This window comes from Microbacterium foliorum, from assembly GCF_006385575.1.
Classification (GTDB): Bacteria; Actinomycetota; Actinomycetes; order Actinomycetales; family Microbacteriaceae; genus Microbacterium; species Microbacterium foliorum_B.
This window is the reverse complement of the sequence record NZ_CP041040.1, coordinates 1,433,863-1,448,004: the sequence shown is the minus strand read 5'-3', so window position 1 is coordinate 1,448,004 and position 14,142 is coordinate 1,433,863. Positions and strand designations below refer to the sequence as shown.

Annotated in this window: 16 protein-coding genes; 1 reads left to right on the top strand and 15 read right to left on the bottom strand. The window is 66.3% G+C overall.

The window, feature by feature from the left end; translation table 11 throughout:
- Window positions 1-26: 26 nt before the first annotated feature.
- The 15 genes from FIV50_RS06905 to prmC all read right to left on the bottom strand — a co-directional run bounded on the left by FIV50_RS06905 (window position 27) and on the right by prmC (window position 13,098).
- A complete protein-coding gene (locus tag FIV50_RS06905) occupies window positions 27-845 on the bottom strand; it encodes a PP2C family protein-serine/threonine phosphatase (protein ID WP_140036792.1) in 819 nt (272 codons plus the stop codon).
- 243 nt (window positions 846-1,088) lie between these two features.
- Window positions 1,089-1,874, bottom strand: coding sequence for a large exoprotein (locus FIV50_RS06900; RefSeq protein ID WP_140036791.1), 786 nt, complete (start codon window positions 1,872-1,874; stop codon window positions 1,089-1,091).
- A 118-nt stretch (window positions 1,875-1,992) separates the two neighbouring features.
- Window positions 1,993-2,739 carry a YaaA family protein gene (locus tag FIV50_RS06895; RefSeq protein WP_140036790.1) on the bottom strand — a complete coding sequence of 249 codons (747 nt, stop codon included), beginning with the start codon at window positions 2,737-2,739 and terminating at the stop codon, window positions 1,993-1,995.
- 72 nt (window positions 2,740-2,811) lie between these two features.
- Complete coding sequence (locus tag FIV50_RS06890) at window positions 2,812-3,072, bottom strand: F0F1 ATP synthase subunit epsilon (protein ID WP_042541845.1); 261 nt, start codon at window positions 3,070-3,072, stop codon at window positions 2,812-2,814.
- Window positions 3,073-3,074: 2 nt separating this feature from the next.
- Window positions 3,075-4,529, bottom strand: coding sequence for a F0F1 ATP synthase subunit beta (atpD, locus tag FIV50_RS06885; protein ID WP_042541846.1), 1,455 nt, complete (start codon window positions 4,527-4,529; stop codon window positions 3,075-3,077).
- Between the two features lie 21 nt (window positions 4,530-4,550).
- Window positions 4,551-5,450: a F0F1 ATP synthase subunit gamma gene (locus FIV50_RS06880; RefSeq protein ID WP_140036789.1), complete on the bottom strand. Its 900-nt coding sequence runs from the start codon at window positions 5,448-5,450 to the stop codon at window positions 4,551-4,553.
- A gap of 20 nt (window positions 5,451-5,470) precedes the next feature.
- Window positions 5,471-7,111 (bottom strand): F0F1 ATP synthase subunit alpha, encoded by a 1,641-nt coding sequence (gene atpA, locus FIV50_RS06875; RefSeq protein WP_140036788.1) that lies wholly within the window; start codon window positions 7,109-7,111, stop codon window positions 5,471-5,473.
- Between the two features lie 47 nt (window positions 7,112-7,158).
- Entirely contained in the window at window positions 7,159-7,947 is a 789-nt protein-coding gene (locus FIV50_RS06870) for a F0F1 ATP synthase subunit delta (protein ID WP_140036787.1), read from the bottom strand.
- Window positions 7,947-8,501: a F0F1 ATP synthase subunit B gene (locus FIV50_RS06865; protein ID WP_140036786.1), complete on the bottom strand. Its 555-nt coding sequence runs from the start codon at window positions 8,499-8,501 to the stop codon at window positions 7,947-7,949. Before FIV50_RS06865 ends, FIV50_RS06870 begins: the two co-directional genes overlap by 1 nt.
- A 27-nt stretch (window positions 8,502-8,528) precedes the next feature.
- Complete coding sequence (gene atpE / locus FIV50_RS06860; protein ID WP_042541851.1) at window positions 8,529-8,765, bottom strand: ATP synthase F0 subunit C; 237 nt, start codon at window positions 8,763-8,765, stop codon at window positions 8,529-8,531.
- Between the two features lie 43 nt (window positions 8,766-8,808).
- Entirely contained in the window at window positions 8,809-9,594 is a 786-nt protein-coding gene (gene atpB, locus FIV50_RS06855) for a F0F1 ATP synthase subunit A (RefSeq protein ID WP_140036785.1), read from the bottom strand.
- 146 nt (window positions 9,595-9,740) lie between these two features.
- Window positions 9,741-10,316, bottom strand: coding sequence for a hypothetical protein (locus FIV50_RS06850; protein ID WP_258184464.1), 576 nt, complete (start codon window positions 10,314-10,316; stop codon window positions 9,741-9,743).
- The gene (locus FIV50_RS06845) at window positions 10,313-11,485 is read right to left on the bottom strand and encodes an MraY family glycosyltransferase (protein ID WP_140036784.1); all 1,173 of its coding nucleotides are present in this window, start codon (window positions 11,483-11,485) and stop codon (window positions 10,313-10,315) included. The genes FIV50_RS06850 and FIV50_RS06845 overlap by 4 nt, the downstream gene beginning before the upstream one ends.
- Complete coding sequence (locus tag FIV50_RS06840; RefSeq protein WP_140036783.1) at window positions 11,482-12,189, bottom strand: L-threonylcarbamoyladenylate synthase; 708 nt, start codon at window positions 12,187-12,189, stop codon at window positions 11,482-11,484. The genes FIV50_RS06845 and FIV50_RS06840 overlap by 4 nt, the downstream gene beginning before the upstream one ends.
- Window positions 12,190-12,237: 48 nt before the next feature.
- Window positions 12,238-13,098 carry a peptide chain release factor N(5)-glutamine methyltransferase gene (gene prmC, locus FIV50_RS06835; protein WP_140036782.1) on the bottom strand — a complete coding sequence of 287 codons (861 nt, stop codon included), beginning with the start codon at window positions 13,096-13,098 and terminating at the stop codon, window positions 12,238-12,240.
- Between the two features lie 99 nt (window positions 13,099-13,197).
- Between prmC and cysK the strand changes: the two genes are divergently transcribed.
- Window positions 13,198-14,136 (top strand): cysteine synthase A, encoded by a 939-nt coding sequence (gene cysK / locus FIV50_RS06830; protein WP_140036781.1) that lies wholly within the window; start codon window positions 13,198-13,200, stop codon window positions 14,134-14,136.
- Window positions 14,137-14,142 lie beyond the last annotated feature (6 nt).

Below are 14,142 nucleotides of genomic sequence, written 5' to 3'. Positions count from 1 at the left end.
AGTGAGCCCTCCCCAGGGATCGGCCGCTATTCGGCGGACTCGTCCGGTGTGGAGGAGGACTCGTCCGGTGTGGAGGAGGACTCGTCTGCGATCTGCACGATGACGAGCGTCACGTTGTCGCGCCCCCCGTTCTCCAACGCCGCTGCGAGCATTGCATCGACAGCGGCCGCGGGATCGGCGTTCTCACGGAGGAAATGCTGGATGCCGTAGTCGGTCAGCTCTTTCGTCAGCCCATCCGAGCAGATCACGAACCGGTCGCCAGGACGGACATCGAGGGTGACGTAGTCGGGAGCAGTGAGCTCACTCGCTCCCACCGCTCGTGTGATCACGTTGCTGTACGGGTGCCCTTCAGCCTCTTCGGGGCTGATCTTGCCTGCTGCGATGAGCTCCTGGACGACAGAGTGGTCAGTGGTGATCTGCACCAGACGCTCGTCCCTGAGGAGGTATACGCGCGAATCGCCGATGTTGAGCGAGGTCCAGTGCGGTTCGTCGCCCTCGAACTCGAGGAAGACTCCGGTGAGAGTGGTGCCGGTGCCTTCGTCCGTGGTCTCAGGATGGTCGGCGATGTCGGCGACGGCCAGCTCGAGCGCTCCCTCGATGGATCCGCGATCGACCGCGCCCGCCGCGACGACGGCGTCGAGTCGTTTGACCGTGCTCCGGCTCGCGATCTCACCACCGGCGTGACCGCCCATGCCATCGGCGACGATGAACAGCGGGTAGTCCGCGAAGAACGCGTCCTGATTCGTCTCGCGGCGCCGACCGACGTCGGTCACACCCGCCCAGGAAAGCAGCAGCGTGCGCTGCGCAACCGTGACGCTGCGCGTCTTCGTCGTCGTCTCAGCCACTCGTCGCCTCCGGATTTCCTACGGGTCGGGCTACCCCAGGACACTCACACATCGTAGTGGACGCTGCGACGGTCGCACTCGCACCCCCGGCCGCAACGCGGAGTCCTGCGGCGCCGAACCGGGGCTGCCACATGACCATGCCTCCACGTTATCGTCTTCCACCCTGGCGCTCCGACACGGCGGCCCCATCCCCGCACAGCACAGAGCCCCCGACCGAAGTCGAGGGCTCTGTGTCACGTCAGATCAGGCCGGAGGCTGCGTGGGCTCCGTGGGCGGAACCTGCGGAGCTGCCGGAGGCGCTGCGGGCGGAGCGGGCGGTGCCGTCGGAGGAGTGGACGGAGCAGCCGGCGGAACGCCGGGAGCGGCCGGGGACGACGGCGCTGCGGGCGGAGCGTAGCCCGGCTGGGCAGGCTGAGCCGGAGGCGCGTAGCCGGGCTGAGCGGGCGGAGCGTATCCCTGAGGCGCGGGAGGGGCGTAGCCCTGCTGAGGGGCACCGTATCCCTGAGGAGCGCCGTAGCCGGGGCCGGCCACCGGGCGCGGCTGCACGGGAACGCCGTCCCAGACAGTGGAGTCAGCGAGGAAGCTGTTCCCTGCCCACGGAGCAGGAGCGATGTTCGGGTTCCAGCGCGACTTGTCGAAGGCGTTGATGCCGTACCAGACGATCGAGAGCAGGACGAACAGCACGACCCAGACAGCGTCCTTCTGGAGCTTGAGCCCGACCCGCCACGCGGCGAGAGCGAGAACCACGGCCAGAGCGATGCCGGTCAGGAAGTTGAGATACGGGATGAACGAGAGTCCGATGCCGATCAGGACGACCCACGGGGAGATGTCTCCGAGCTTCGCGAAGATCATCGAGTTGTAGACAGGCACCCACGCGCGCCACTTGCCCTGGACACCCGCCTTTTCGAAGATCTTCATCAGGAAGATCGACGAGATCACATAGAACGCCAGCGCGAAGAGCAGACCGATCAAGAAGACGACGAAGAGGCCGGCAATAGCCGCCCCATTGTCGTAATAGTCGTTGTACATGATCCCCTCCGGATCTGATGGAGCTGACGCTGTGCGCGCCGCGACACCAACCATATCGGTGTGCCGATATGCGGGGCAACGACCCACGCGCGGAGAACGCGCTGCACGTCATGCGCGATCATTCCGCGACGACGAGCTCTTCGACACCTGACTCGTCGCTGCTCCGGAGAACGAGTCCTCTGCCATCGGCCCATGTCCGGAGCGTCCGAAGCGATCGAACCCGCGGGCGATCCTCCGCCAGAGCCCGCACGAGCAGCCCCTTGGACTTCTTGTTGAAGTGGTTGAGAGCACGACCGTGTTCCGTGACGACCCGCACGTAGCACGAGGCCACGGTGCCAGGCACGGGGCCGAGCGCGACATACGCTTCGCTCCGCAGGTCGAGGACGAAGTCCGTGTCCTCCTCCGCTATCGCCTCGGTGGTCGCGTCGGCCCAGTGTCGCCGCAGCGCAGGCAGACCAGGCAGCGAGGTGCCCGCAGCCAGCCGATACGGCGGGATGGGGTCGAGCGCCCCGATCGGGCCGAGCGGGGCCGAGTGAATCCAGACGTTCGCGCCGAGCCAGCGACGGGATGCCGGGGCGAGACTGCTCGCATCGAGCGCGTCGTACAGGACGCCCGTGTAGCGATCCACCGCCGGCATGGTCGGCGCCGAGCGCAGCATCCGATTGTGAACCACGTCGCCGGCCTGCTTCGGGCTGAGCTTCAGCACCTTCCGCGCGTGCTCTTCGTCTCCTGCCAGATCGATGAGAGCGTCGATCACCTCGTGACGCTTCGCGCCGAGGCACGGAAGCGCGAGGGCGCTCACGTCGAGAGGCGCACCGTTCCCTTCAGGTCGCTTCGTCTCTGACGGGGGCAGGAGAATCTTCATGAAACCTCGGGGATACAGACGCGTCCGCCCCGACCCCAGAGGGGCCGAGGCGGACGCGATGAACTGAACTGCTCAGGCGATGAGAGCCGCGTTGCCTGCCACGATCGTCAGGACGTCGCCCTCCATCGAGAGGAAGCCGTCCTGCGCGTTGGCGAGCACCTTGGTGCCATCCGTCTGAGTGATGCGGACCTGGCCTTCGGCGAGGATCGCCAGGACCGGCTCATGGCCGGTCATGAAGCCGATCTCACCCTCGACGGTCTTGGCGACCACGAGGCTCGCCTCTCCCGTCCAGACCTCCGCATCCGCGGAGACGAGGCTGACATGCAATGCCATGGTCAGCCGTTCTCCTTCTGGATCTTCGCCCACTGCTCTTCGACGTCGGAGATGCCACCGACGTTGAAGAAGGCCTGCTCGGCCACGTGGTCGAAGTCACCGCGGGTGATCGCATCGAAGGACTCGATGGTCTCCTTGAGCGGGACGGTCGAACCCTCGACACCCGTGAACTTCTTGGCCATGTAGGTGTTCTGCGAGAGGAACTGCTGGATGCGGCGTGCACGCGACACGACGATCTTGTCCTCTTCGGAGAGCTCGTCGACACCGAGGATCGCGATGATCTCCTGCAGTTCCTTGTTCTTCTGGAGGATCTGCTTGACCGTGGTGGCGACGCGGTAGTGGTCCTCGCCCAAGTAGCGGGGGTCCATGATTCGCGACGTCGAGGTCAGCGGGTCGATGGCCGGGTACAGACCCTTCGACGCGATCTCACGCGAGAGCTCCGTGGTGGCGTCGAGGTGGGCGAACGTCGTCGCCGGAGCCGGGTCGGTGTAGTCATCGGCCGGGACGTAGATCGCCTGCAGCGAGGTGATCGAGTGGCCACGGGTCGACGTGATGCGCTCCTGGAGCACACCCATCTCGTCGGCGAGGTTCGGCTGGTAGCCCACGGCGGAGGGCATGCGGCCGAGCAGCGTGGAGACCTCGGAACCGGCCTGCGTGAAGCGGAAGATGTTGTCGATGAAGAGCAGCACGTCCTGCTTCTGCACGTCGCGGAAGTACTCCGCCATCGTCAGAGCCGAGAGGGCGACGCGCAGACGCGTTCCCGGCGGCTCATCCATCTGGCCGAAGACGAGGGCGGTCTTGTCGAAGACACCCGCCTCTTCCATCTCGTGGATCAGGTCGTTGCCCTCACGGGTACGCTCGCCGACACCGGCGAACACCGAGACTCCACCGTGGTCCTGCGCGACGCGCTGGATCATCTCCTGGATGAGGACGGTCTTGCCGACACCGGCTCCACCGAACAGACCGATCTTTCCGCCCAGCACGTAGGGGGTCAGAAGGTCGATCGACTTGATGCCGGTCTCGAACATGGTCGTCTTCGACTCGAGCTGGTCGAAGTTCGGAGCCTTGCGGTGGATCGGCCAGCGCTCGGTGACCTCGATCGTCTCACCGGGCTCGAGGTTCAGGACCTCGCCGATGACGTTGAAGACCTTGCCCTTGGTGACGTCGCCGACGGGGACCGAGATGGCCTCGCCGGTGTCGCGCACTTCCTGGCCACGGACGATACCGTCGGTCGGCTTCAGAGCGATGGCGCGCACGAGGTCGTCGCCGAGGTGCTGAGCGACCTCGAGGGTGATCTCGACCGAAGAGTCGCCGATCACGATCGTGGTCTTGAGTGCGTTGTAGATGTCGGGGATCGAGTCGTGCGGGAACTCGATGTCGACAACCGGACCGTTGACGCGTGCGACGCGCCCGACGACCGCGGTCGCCGGCTGGTCAGCCGTAGCGGTGGGGGTCATTTTCGTCTCTCTCCTGATGGTCTATTTGCTCGATGAGAGCGCGTCGGCGCCGCCGACGATCTCTGCGATCTGCTGCGTGATCTCCGCCTGACGCGCGTTGTTGCGCAGACGGGTGTAGTCGGTGATGAGCTTGTCGGCGTTGTCGCTGGCCGACTTCATCGCCTTCTGCGTCGCGGCCTGCTTCGCGGCAGACGACTGCAGAAGCGCGTTGAAGACGCGGCTCTGGATGTACACCGGCAGGATCGCGTCGAGAACGGTCTCGGCATCCGGCTCGAACTCGTACAGCGGGTAGACGGCGTTGCCGGCCTCCGAGTCATCGGCTTCCGTGATCTCCAACGGAAGCAGACGCACGGACTCGGGCGACTGCGTCATCATGCTGACGAAACGGTTGTACACGAGGTGGATCTCGTCGACGCCACCGTCGTCTGCACCGCGCCCGAAGTCCTCGAGCAGCTTGGCCGAGATCTCCTCTGCGGTGTGGAACGACGGGGTGTCGGTGTCGCCGGTCCACTCCGCGGCCGCCGCGATGCGACGGAACTGGAAGTATCCGACGGCCTTGCGTCCGACGAGGTAGAACACCGGCTCCTTGCCCTGCCCGCGCAGGAGCTCTGCCACCTCGAGACCCTCACGGAGGATCTGCGAGTTGAAGGCTCCGGCGAGACCGCGGTCCGACGAGAAGATCACGACCGCGGAGCGGCGGATCGTCTCGGGCTCGCGGGTGAGCGGGTGGTCGACGTTCGAGTGCGTCGCGACGGCCGACACGGCCCTCGTCACGGCTCGCGCGAAGGGGCTGGACGCTTTGACGCGTGCCATGGCCTTCTGGATGCGCGAAGCCGCGATGAGTTCCATCGCCTTCGTGATCTTCTTGGTCGTCTGAGCAGAGCTGATCTTCTGCTTGTAGACCCTGAGTTGAGCGCCCATGAATTCAGTTCCTCACGCGGTTACGCGCGACGACCCTTGACGATCTTCTCCTGGTTGACGTCCTCAGCCTCTGCTGCAGCGTGCTCCTCGTGGCCGGGAGCGCCGATGGCGTGTCCCTTGCCACCCTGGAACTCCAGGATGAAAGCGTCAGTGTGCTTCTCGAGCTCGGCGACAGTGTCGTCGTCGAGGACGTTCGTGTCGCGCAGCGTCTCGAGCACCTTCGTGTTGCGACGGAGGTAGTCGAGCAGCTCGCGCTCGAAGCGCAGGACATCGGAGACCTCGATGGTGTCGAGCTTGCCCTTGGTGCCGGCCCAGATCGAGACGACCTGCTCCTCGACGGGGTACGGCGAGTACTGAGGCTGCTTGAGCAGCTCGGTGAGACGCGCACCACGGGAGAGCTGGCGACGCGAGGCCGCGTCGAGGTCGGATGCGAACATCGCGAATGCCTCGAGCGAGCGGTACTGCGCGAGCTCCAGCTTCAACGTTCCGGAGACCTTCTTGATCGACTTGACCTGAGCGTCGCCACCGACTCGCGACACCGAGATACCCACGTCGACCGCGGGACGCTGGTTGGCGTTGAAGAGGTCGGACTGCAGGAAGATCTGGCCGTCCGTGATCGAGATCACGTTGGTCGGGATGTACGCCGAGACGTCGTTCGCCTTGGTCTCGATGATCGGAAGACCGGTCATCGAACCCGCGCCGAGCTCGTCGGACAGCTTGGCGCAACGCTCGAGCAGACGCGAGTGCAGGTAGAAGACGTCACCCGGGTAGGCCTCGCGGCCCGGCGGACGGCGCAGGAGGAGCGACACGGCACGGTAGGCCTCAGCCTGCTTCGACAGGTCGTCGAAGATGATGAGGACGTGCTTGCCGCCGTACATCCAGTGCTGGCCGATGGCCGAACCGGTGTAGGGGGCGAGGTACTTGAAGCCCGCGGGGTCGGATGCCGGAGCGGCCACGATCGTGGTGTACTCCAGGGCGCCGGCCTCTTCGAGCGCGCCCTTCACCGAAGCGATGGTCGAGCCCTTCTGGCCGATCGCGACGTAGATGCAGCGAACCTGCTTGTTGACGTCGCCCGACTCCCAGTTGTCCTTCTGGTTGATGATCGTGTCGATCGCGATGGCCGTCTTGCCGGTCTGGCGGTCGCCGATGATCAGCTGACGCTGACCGCGGCCGACGGGGATCATCGCGTCGATGGCCTTGATGCCGGTCTGCATCGGCTCATGCACCGACTTGCGCTGCATGACGCCGGGAGCCTGGAGTTCGAGCTCACGCACGCCCTCGGTTGCGATCGAGCCGAGGCCGTCGATCGGGTTGCCCAGCGGGTCGACCACGCGGCCGAGGTAGCCGTCGCCGACGGGAACGGAGAGGACCTCACCCGTACGGGTGACTTCCTGACCGGCCTCGACGCCGGTGAACTCGCCGAGCACGACGACACCGATCTGGTGCTCGTCGAGGTTGAGCGCGAGTCCCTTGGTGCCGTCTGCGAAGGTGACGAGCTCGTTCGCCATCACGCCGGGAAGTCCCTCGACGTGCGCGATGCCGTCTGCCGCGTCGATGACGGTGCCGACCTCGGTCGCCGCGGCCCCAGTGGGCTCGTATGCTGCGGCGAAGTCCTTCAGCGCGTCACGGATGACGTCGGGGCTGATCGATAGTTCTGCCATTGTCTTCCCTTTGTATCTGGGTGCGCGGTTCCCCGCGCGAAGTCGTGTTAGCCGGCGAGCTTCTGGCGAAGATCGGCGAGACGGGCGGAGATGCTGCCGTCGATGACGTCATCGGCGATCTGCACGCGCAGGCCTCCGACGACGGCGGGGTCAGAGACCTCGTTGAGCGAGATCTTGCCGTCGTAGCGACGCGAGAGTGCGTCGCTGAGACGAGTGCGCTGTGCATCGGTGAGCGGCTTGGCGCTGTGCACCGTGGCCACCACGCGGTCGCCCTGATCTGCGACGACCCGCGTTGCCCGACCGAGCATCTGACGGACGCGGCGGTCGCGAGGCTGGCGCACCAGCGACGAGACGATCACCGCAGTCGCGTCGCTGACGCCACCTGCGAGCAGCTTGTCGACGAGTGCGCCCTTGGCGTCTTCTCCCCCGAGGCGGCTCCCGAGCGCGAGCTCGAGTTCCGCGTTCGCGGCGATCACGCGAGCGAAGCCGAACAGCTCTCCCGCGATGTCGGCCTGGGGCTCGGCGATCGCTGCAGCCCGGATGGCGAGCTCCTCGATGCCGTCAACGAGCTGCGAAGCCGAAGACCAGCGCTCGGCGACGACGGTCTTCAAGACGCTCTGGGCGTCCTGAGAGAAACCGCCGAACACCGCTGCGACGACGTTCTGTCGCGCCTCGACCGGAGCCGAGGCGTCGGCGAGCGCGCCGCTCAAATGAGACGACTCCGTCACGGCACGCGCAGCTGCGAACAGCTCCCGTGCCGTGTCGAGAGTGACGTCCTTCGCTGCGGCAAGCGTTTGAGCGGATGCCGCGAGTGCCTGAGTGGTCGCGCTGCCCATTACTGAGCCGCCTTCTCGGATGCTTCGAGGTCTGCGAGGAAGCGGTCGACCACTGCGGTCGCACGTGCATCGTCGGAGAGCGTCTCGCCGACCACGCCACCGGCGAGGTCGATGGCGAGCGAGCCCACCTCGCTGCGCAGCGAGACGAGAGCGGTCTGACGCTCGGCCTCGATCTGCGTGTGCGCGGTCGCGGTGATGCGAGCAGCCTCGCTCGACGCGGCCTCCTTGGCTTCGGCGACGATCTTCTTGCCGTCCTCGCGGGCGGCCTCACGGATCTCACCGGCCTCGGTGCGTGCCTCGGCGAGCTGCCGGGTGTACTCCTCGAGCGCGGCCTCAGCCTGCTTCTGTGCTTCGTCAGCCTTGGCGATGTTGCCCTCGATGGCGGCGGACCGCTTGTCGAGCATCGCCGTGAACTTCGGAAGGGCGACCTTCCACACGACGACGAGGATGACGAGGAACCACAGACCCGACCAGATGATGTCGTACCACGCGGGGATCAGCGGGTTAGGCGTTTCTCCCTCAGCCGCGAGGTTCGTGACAAGAGCGTTCAGCATCCTGTCTCCTTCAGAAGTCGGTAGAGATTACGGGAAGGGGATGAATCCGACGGCGATGCCGACGAATGCAAGCGCCTCGGTGAAGGCGATACCGATCCACATGAGGACCTGAAGGCGACCGGCCAGCTCGGGCTGACGGGCGACGCCCTCGATGGTCTTGCCGACGACGATGCCCACGCCGATGGCCGGACCGATCGCTGCGAGGCCGTAGCCGACCGATGCGAGGTGACCGTTGATGTCTGCGAGAACCGTAGTAGCGTCCACGGGTTTTTCCTTTCGTTGGGTGGGACGGCAGTTGCCGACCCGCTCAGTGCTCTTCTGCGACCGCGAGCTGGATGTAGACCGCGGTGAGGACGGTGAAGACGTATGCCTGGAGGACGGCGACCAGGATCTCGAAGAGAGTGAATGCGCCGCCGAAGGCGAGGGTTCCGACACCGAGAGCGGCCCAGCCGCCACCTGCGGTGAAGAAGAAGAACTGGGTGGCCGCGAAGCACAGCACCAGGAGCATGTGGCCGACGACCATGTTCATCAGGAGTCGGAGCATCAGCGTGACGGGACGGATGATGAAGGTCGAGAGGAACTCGATCGGCGTCACGATGATGTAGACCGGCCACGGAACTCCGGCCGGGAACAGTGCGTTCTTGAAGAAGCCGAGCGGGCTCTTCTTGATACCCGCGTAGATGAACGTGAAGTAGCTCACGAGTGCGAGCGTCAGCGGCACGGCCGCGATGCTCGTGCCTGCGATGTTCAGGAACGGGATGATTCCCGTGATGTTCATGAACAGCACCATGAAGAAGATCGTGGTGAGGATCGGCAGGAATCGGGTGCCGTCCTTGCGTCCGAGGAGGTCGTGCGCGATGTTGGTGCGGACGAAGTCCAGCCCCATCTCGACGACGCTCTGGAAGCGTCCGGGGACGATCTTCATGCGGCGGGTTCCGAGAACCAGGAGCAGCACCACCACGACGACGGCGAGGAACTGCACGAGGTGGATCCGGTGGACGGGAATGACCCCGAACGCGTTGAAGAGGATCTCCGGGAAGAACTCGTCGATCGAAGGTCCGTGGAACTCGCCGTCAGAGGCGAGTTTGGGCATCAGGGTCGCAGCAAGATTGAACAGCGCGGGCTCCAGCTTCGGGGCACCGGTCAGAACCGGGGCGACGATGGTCGGTGTGCTTCAAGCGCAAGCGCTCGCGAACGAGCGGCGGGCACGTGACAACACTATCAGAATCTGAGGGTGTCCTAAGACCGCGGAGCCTCTTCTGCAGGCCCGTCCTGATCGCGGACCTCGGGGATCAGGTTGTGCCGACCCGGGGCGCGATCCTCGGGCACGACGGTGGGCAGCTGCACGCCGGGGGCGTAGTCGCTCGGCGCCTTAGTGGGCAGAGACGCGTCACTCACATTGGGCAGTCGCATACGCGTCAGCACGATCACGTCGATCACCAGCGACACGATCACGCCGGCGACGATCGAGAGGAAGAAGACCATGGGATTCAGCCAGGGCTGACCGGCCAGGAGGATCATCACGACGAGGAACACACCGAGCTTCAGCAGCCAGCCGCCCAGCACGATCGCGAAGAACAGCTGCACGTAGAGCGGGTCGCCGAACCAGCGGTTGGCGATCAGGATGCTGAGCGCCGTGATGCCGAGGAACAGCATCGCGAGCACGACGCCGAGCAGCCCGCTCACGAGGCCCTCTCCCCCGCCGACGAGAAGACCGATCCCCCCGGCGACGATCGCGAGGATCACCATCGAGAGGGCGGACCAGAGCAGCGTCCTCCGCAGGATCGGATTGCTGGAAACAGGGCTCGGGCTCACGGGGACTCCACGGGTGTCGGGTCGGGCTCAGCAGACGCCGCGGACTTCCGTCGGCGCAGAGGGTTCAGGGTGATGACGAGGCATGCGGCGATTCCCACGAGACCGAACACGACTCCGGGGAGGTACTGGCCGGGCCAGTCCTCGCGGGCACCCACGTACATGAGGAGGACTGCGAGGGAGATGACCGCCGTCCAGGCGTAGAAGATCAGCACGGCGTCGCGGTCGCGGTGGCCGAGGTCGAGCATGCGGTGATGAAGGTGCTTGCGATCGGGAGAGAACGGCGACTTGCCCGCGTTCATGCGGCGCAGAACGGCCAGGCCGAAATCGAGCAGCGGCAGCAGCACCACCAGCAGCGGGAGCAGGATCGGGATGAACGCCCCGAGGAGCTGCGATCGTCCGAGGCGCTCCGGGTCGAGGGCGGAGGGCTCGAGCTGTCCCGTGACGGCGATCGCGGACGTCGCCATCAGCAGGCCGAGGACCAACGCCCCCGAGTCGCCCATGAAGAGCTTGGCCGGACTCCAGTTGAAGGGCAGGAATCCGAGGCATGCGCCGATCAGCACGGCCGCCAGGAACGAGGCGAGGTTGAAGTAGCTGGATGCGCCGGTGTCACGCGTCAGGATGTAGGAGTACGCGAAGAAGACTCCGTTGGCGATCAGGCATACGCCGGCGACGAGCCCGTCGAGGCCGTCGATGAAGTTGACCGCGTTCATCACGATGACGATCGCGAACATCGTGATGGTGATGCTCAGCCAGCTCGAGAACACGATCAGATCGCCGAACGGCAGCGAGAGGATCTGCAGCCCCCCTCCCACGGTGATGATCCCCGCCGCGAGGAACTGCGCACCGAGCTTGATCATCCAGTCGAGATCCCACAGGTCGTCCACGACGCCGATGACCGCGATCAGCAGCGACGCGGCGAGGATCGACCACATCGTCTGCGGTGGCATCCACATGGTGGCGAAGAACGGGTTCGCGGCCGAGAAACCGATCGCGGCGGCGATGCCGAGGAAGATCGCGACCCCGCCGAGACGCGGGGTGGGGGTCGTGTGCACATCCCGCTCGCGGATGGTCGGGTAGAGCTTGAACCGCAGGCTCAGCCGCCAGACCGCCCAGGTCAACGCGAATGTGATCGCGGCGGTCAGGATGATCGTGAAGAGGTACTGCTTCACGAATCCCCGTCCGATTCCGGTGCCTGAGCCTCGGGCTCGAGCAGGTCGCCGAGCACCTCCTCCAGCCGCTCACGGCTCACCGCGCCGACTCGGAGGATGCGCACGCCGCCCGTGGTGGGCTCAGCGCCGCGGGGCACCAGCGAGGTCGCGTCGACGATCGTCGATGCGATCCCATCACGGCTGATGCCGTCTGCGAGGTAGACCGAGACGCTGTCGCCGAGCATGCGCTCGGCGTCGAGCGCCGAGATCGCCGACTCGCGACCGGTGAGGTTGGCGCTGGACACCGCGAGCGGTCCCGTCTCGGCGAGCAGCTCGAGTGCGACCCGCCCTTCGGGCATCCTGACGGCGACTGTGCCCTCTGTATCGCCCAGATCCCAGACGAGGGACGGCTGCGCGGGCAGAACGATGGTCAGCCCACCGGGCCAGAACTCGTCGACGAGACGCTGGACGGGCTCCGGTACCGACTCTGCGAGCGCATGCAGAGTCTCCTTCGTGCCGATGAGGACCGGCGGGGGCTGGTTGCGCCCTCGCCCCTTGGCGTCGAGGAGACGTTGCACCGCTGCCGGCGAGAAGGCATCGGCAGCGACGCCGTAGACCGTGTCGGTGGGCATGACGATGAGTTCGCCGCGACTGATCGCCTGGCGGGCGTGGCGCATGCCGGCGAGGAGCTGGGCCTCATCGCCGCAATCGAAGATGGAGGACATGACGATCCGATTCTAGTTGGGGATCCCTGTGCGGTTCGTGTCCGCGTCTCACGGCCGCAGAGCGGTCGTCGCTCTGTCTCGCAGGGTGAGGTCGCGGTGCGTCGCAGCCGCCCGCCATCCGTCGCGCGTGAGGATGCTGCGAATCTCCTCGCCCTGCAACTCGCCGTGCTCGATGACCAGCAATCCGCCCGGATGCAGCAACTCCAGGGCGCGCACGCTGAGCACGCGCACGACGTCGAGACCGTCTTCTCCCCCGTACAGCGCCATCGACGGGTCGAAGAGGCGCACCTCGGGGTCGCGGGGAACAGCGGCGTCAGGGACGTATGGGGGGTTCGAGATCACGACGGACGCCGTTCCGTCGAGCTCGGGGAAAGCGTGCGCCAGGTCCTCATTCTCCAGGGTGAGGTTGGCCACACCCGCGGTGTTCCGCACGGCCCACGGGTAGGCGTCGGGCGAGAGCTCTGTCGCGAAGACCCGCGCATGGGGCACCTCGGTGGCCATGGCGAGAGCGATCGCGCCGCTGCCGGTGCCGAGGTCGATGCCGATGGGGTCGGGCAGCGGAGACCCGAGCAACGCGTCGATCGCGTACTGCACGACGGTCTCGGTCTCAGGACGGGGCACGAAGACTCCCGGCCCCACGGCGAGTTCCAGGTGCCGGAACGGCGCGGTCCCGGTGATGTGCTGGAGCGGCTCGCGCGCGGCGCGGCGGGTGACGAGGGCACGCAACGACTCTGCATCCGCCTCGTCGACCGCATCACCGCGGATGATGGCGGCCTGGACCTCGCCTCGTCGCAGTCCGAGGACGTGACCGGCGAGCAGCTCGGCATCGACGAGAGGATCCGCGATGCCCGCATCGGCGAGCTGTCTGGCCGCGGCGTGCACGACGGAGGCGAGGGAGAGATCGGGCATGAATCCAGAGTAGAGCGCGGCAGGTGTCATATTGCCCACCCCTGCAGGCCCCTCGCATAGGCTGGAGCGCGCAGTCCCCCGCACAGGAAGGCTCTCCCCATGACCGGCATCCACTCCGACATCACCACCGCATTCGGCAACACTCCCCTGGTACGCCTGAACCGCGTCACCGAGGGACTCGGCGCCACGGTGCTGGCCAAGCTCGAGTTCTACAACCCGGCCTCGAGCGTCAAGGACCGCCTCGGCATCGCGATCGTCGACGCCGCAGAGGCCTCGGGCGAGCTGAAGCCCGGGGGCACGATCGTCGAGGCGACCAGCGGCAACACCGGCATCGCGCTGGCTATGGTCGGCGCCGCGCGCGGCTACAAGGTGATCCTCACCATGCCCGCATCGATGTCGAAGGAGCGGCGCATGCTCCTCAAGGCATTCGGTGCCGAGCTCGTGCTCACCGACCCCACCAAGGGCATGACGCACGCTCTCGCTGAGGCGGAGGAAATCGCCGCCCGCACGCCGGGTGCGGTGCTGGCGAAGCAGTTCGCCAACGAGGCGAACCCCGCGATCCACCGCAAGACCACGGCCGAGGAGATCCTCCGCGACACCGAGGGCTCGGTCGACTATCTCGTCGCCGGGATCGGCACCGGTGGAACCATCACCGGGGTCGGGCAGGTGCTGAAGGAGCGCGTCCCGGGCGTGCAGATCGTCGCCGTCGAACCCAAGGATTCCCCGATTCTCACCGAGGGACACCCTGGACCGCACAAGATCCAGGGCATCGGACCGAACTTCGTGCCCCCGATCCTCGATCGCGACGTCCTCGACGAGGTCATCGACGTCACCTTCGACGACGCCATCCGTGTCGCGCGTGAGACCGCGCGCAAGGAGGGCATCCTCGTGGGCATGTCGAGCGGCGCCGCGATCTGGGCCGCGCTGCAGGTCGCCGAGCGCCCCGAGGCTGCGGGCAAGACCATCGTCGTCATCATCCCCTCGTTCGGCGAGCGATACCTCTCGACCGCCCTGTACGAAGACCTTCGCGAAGGCTGACCCGCT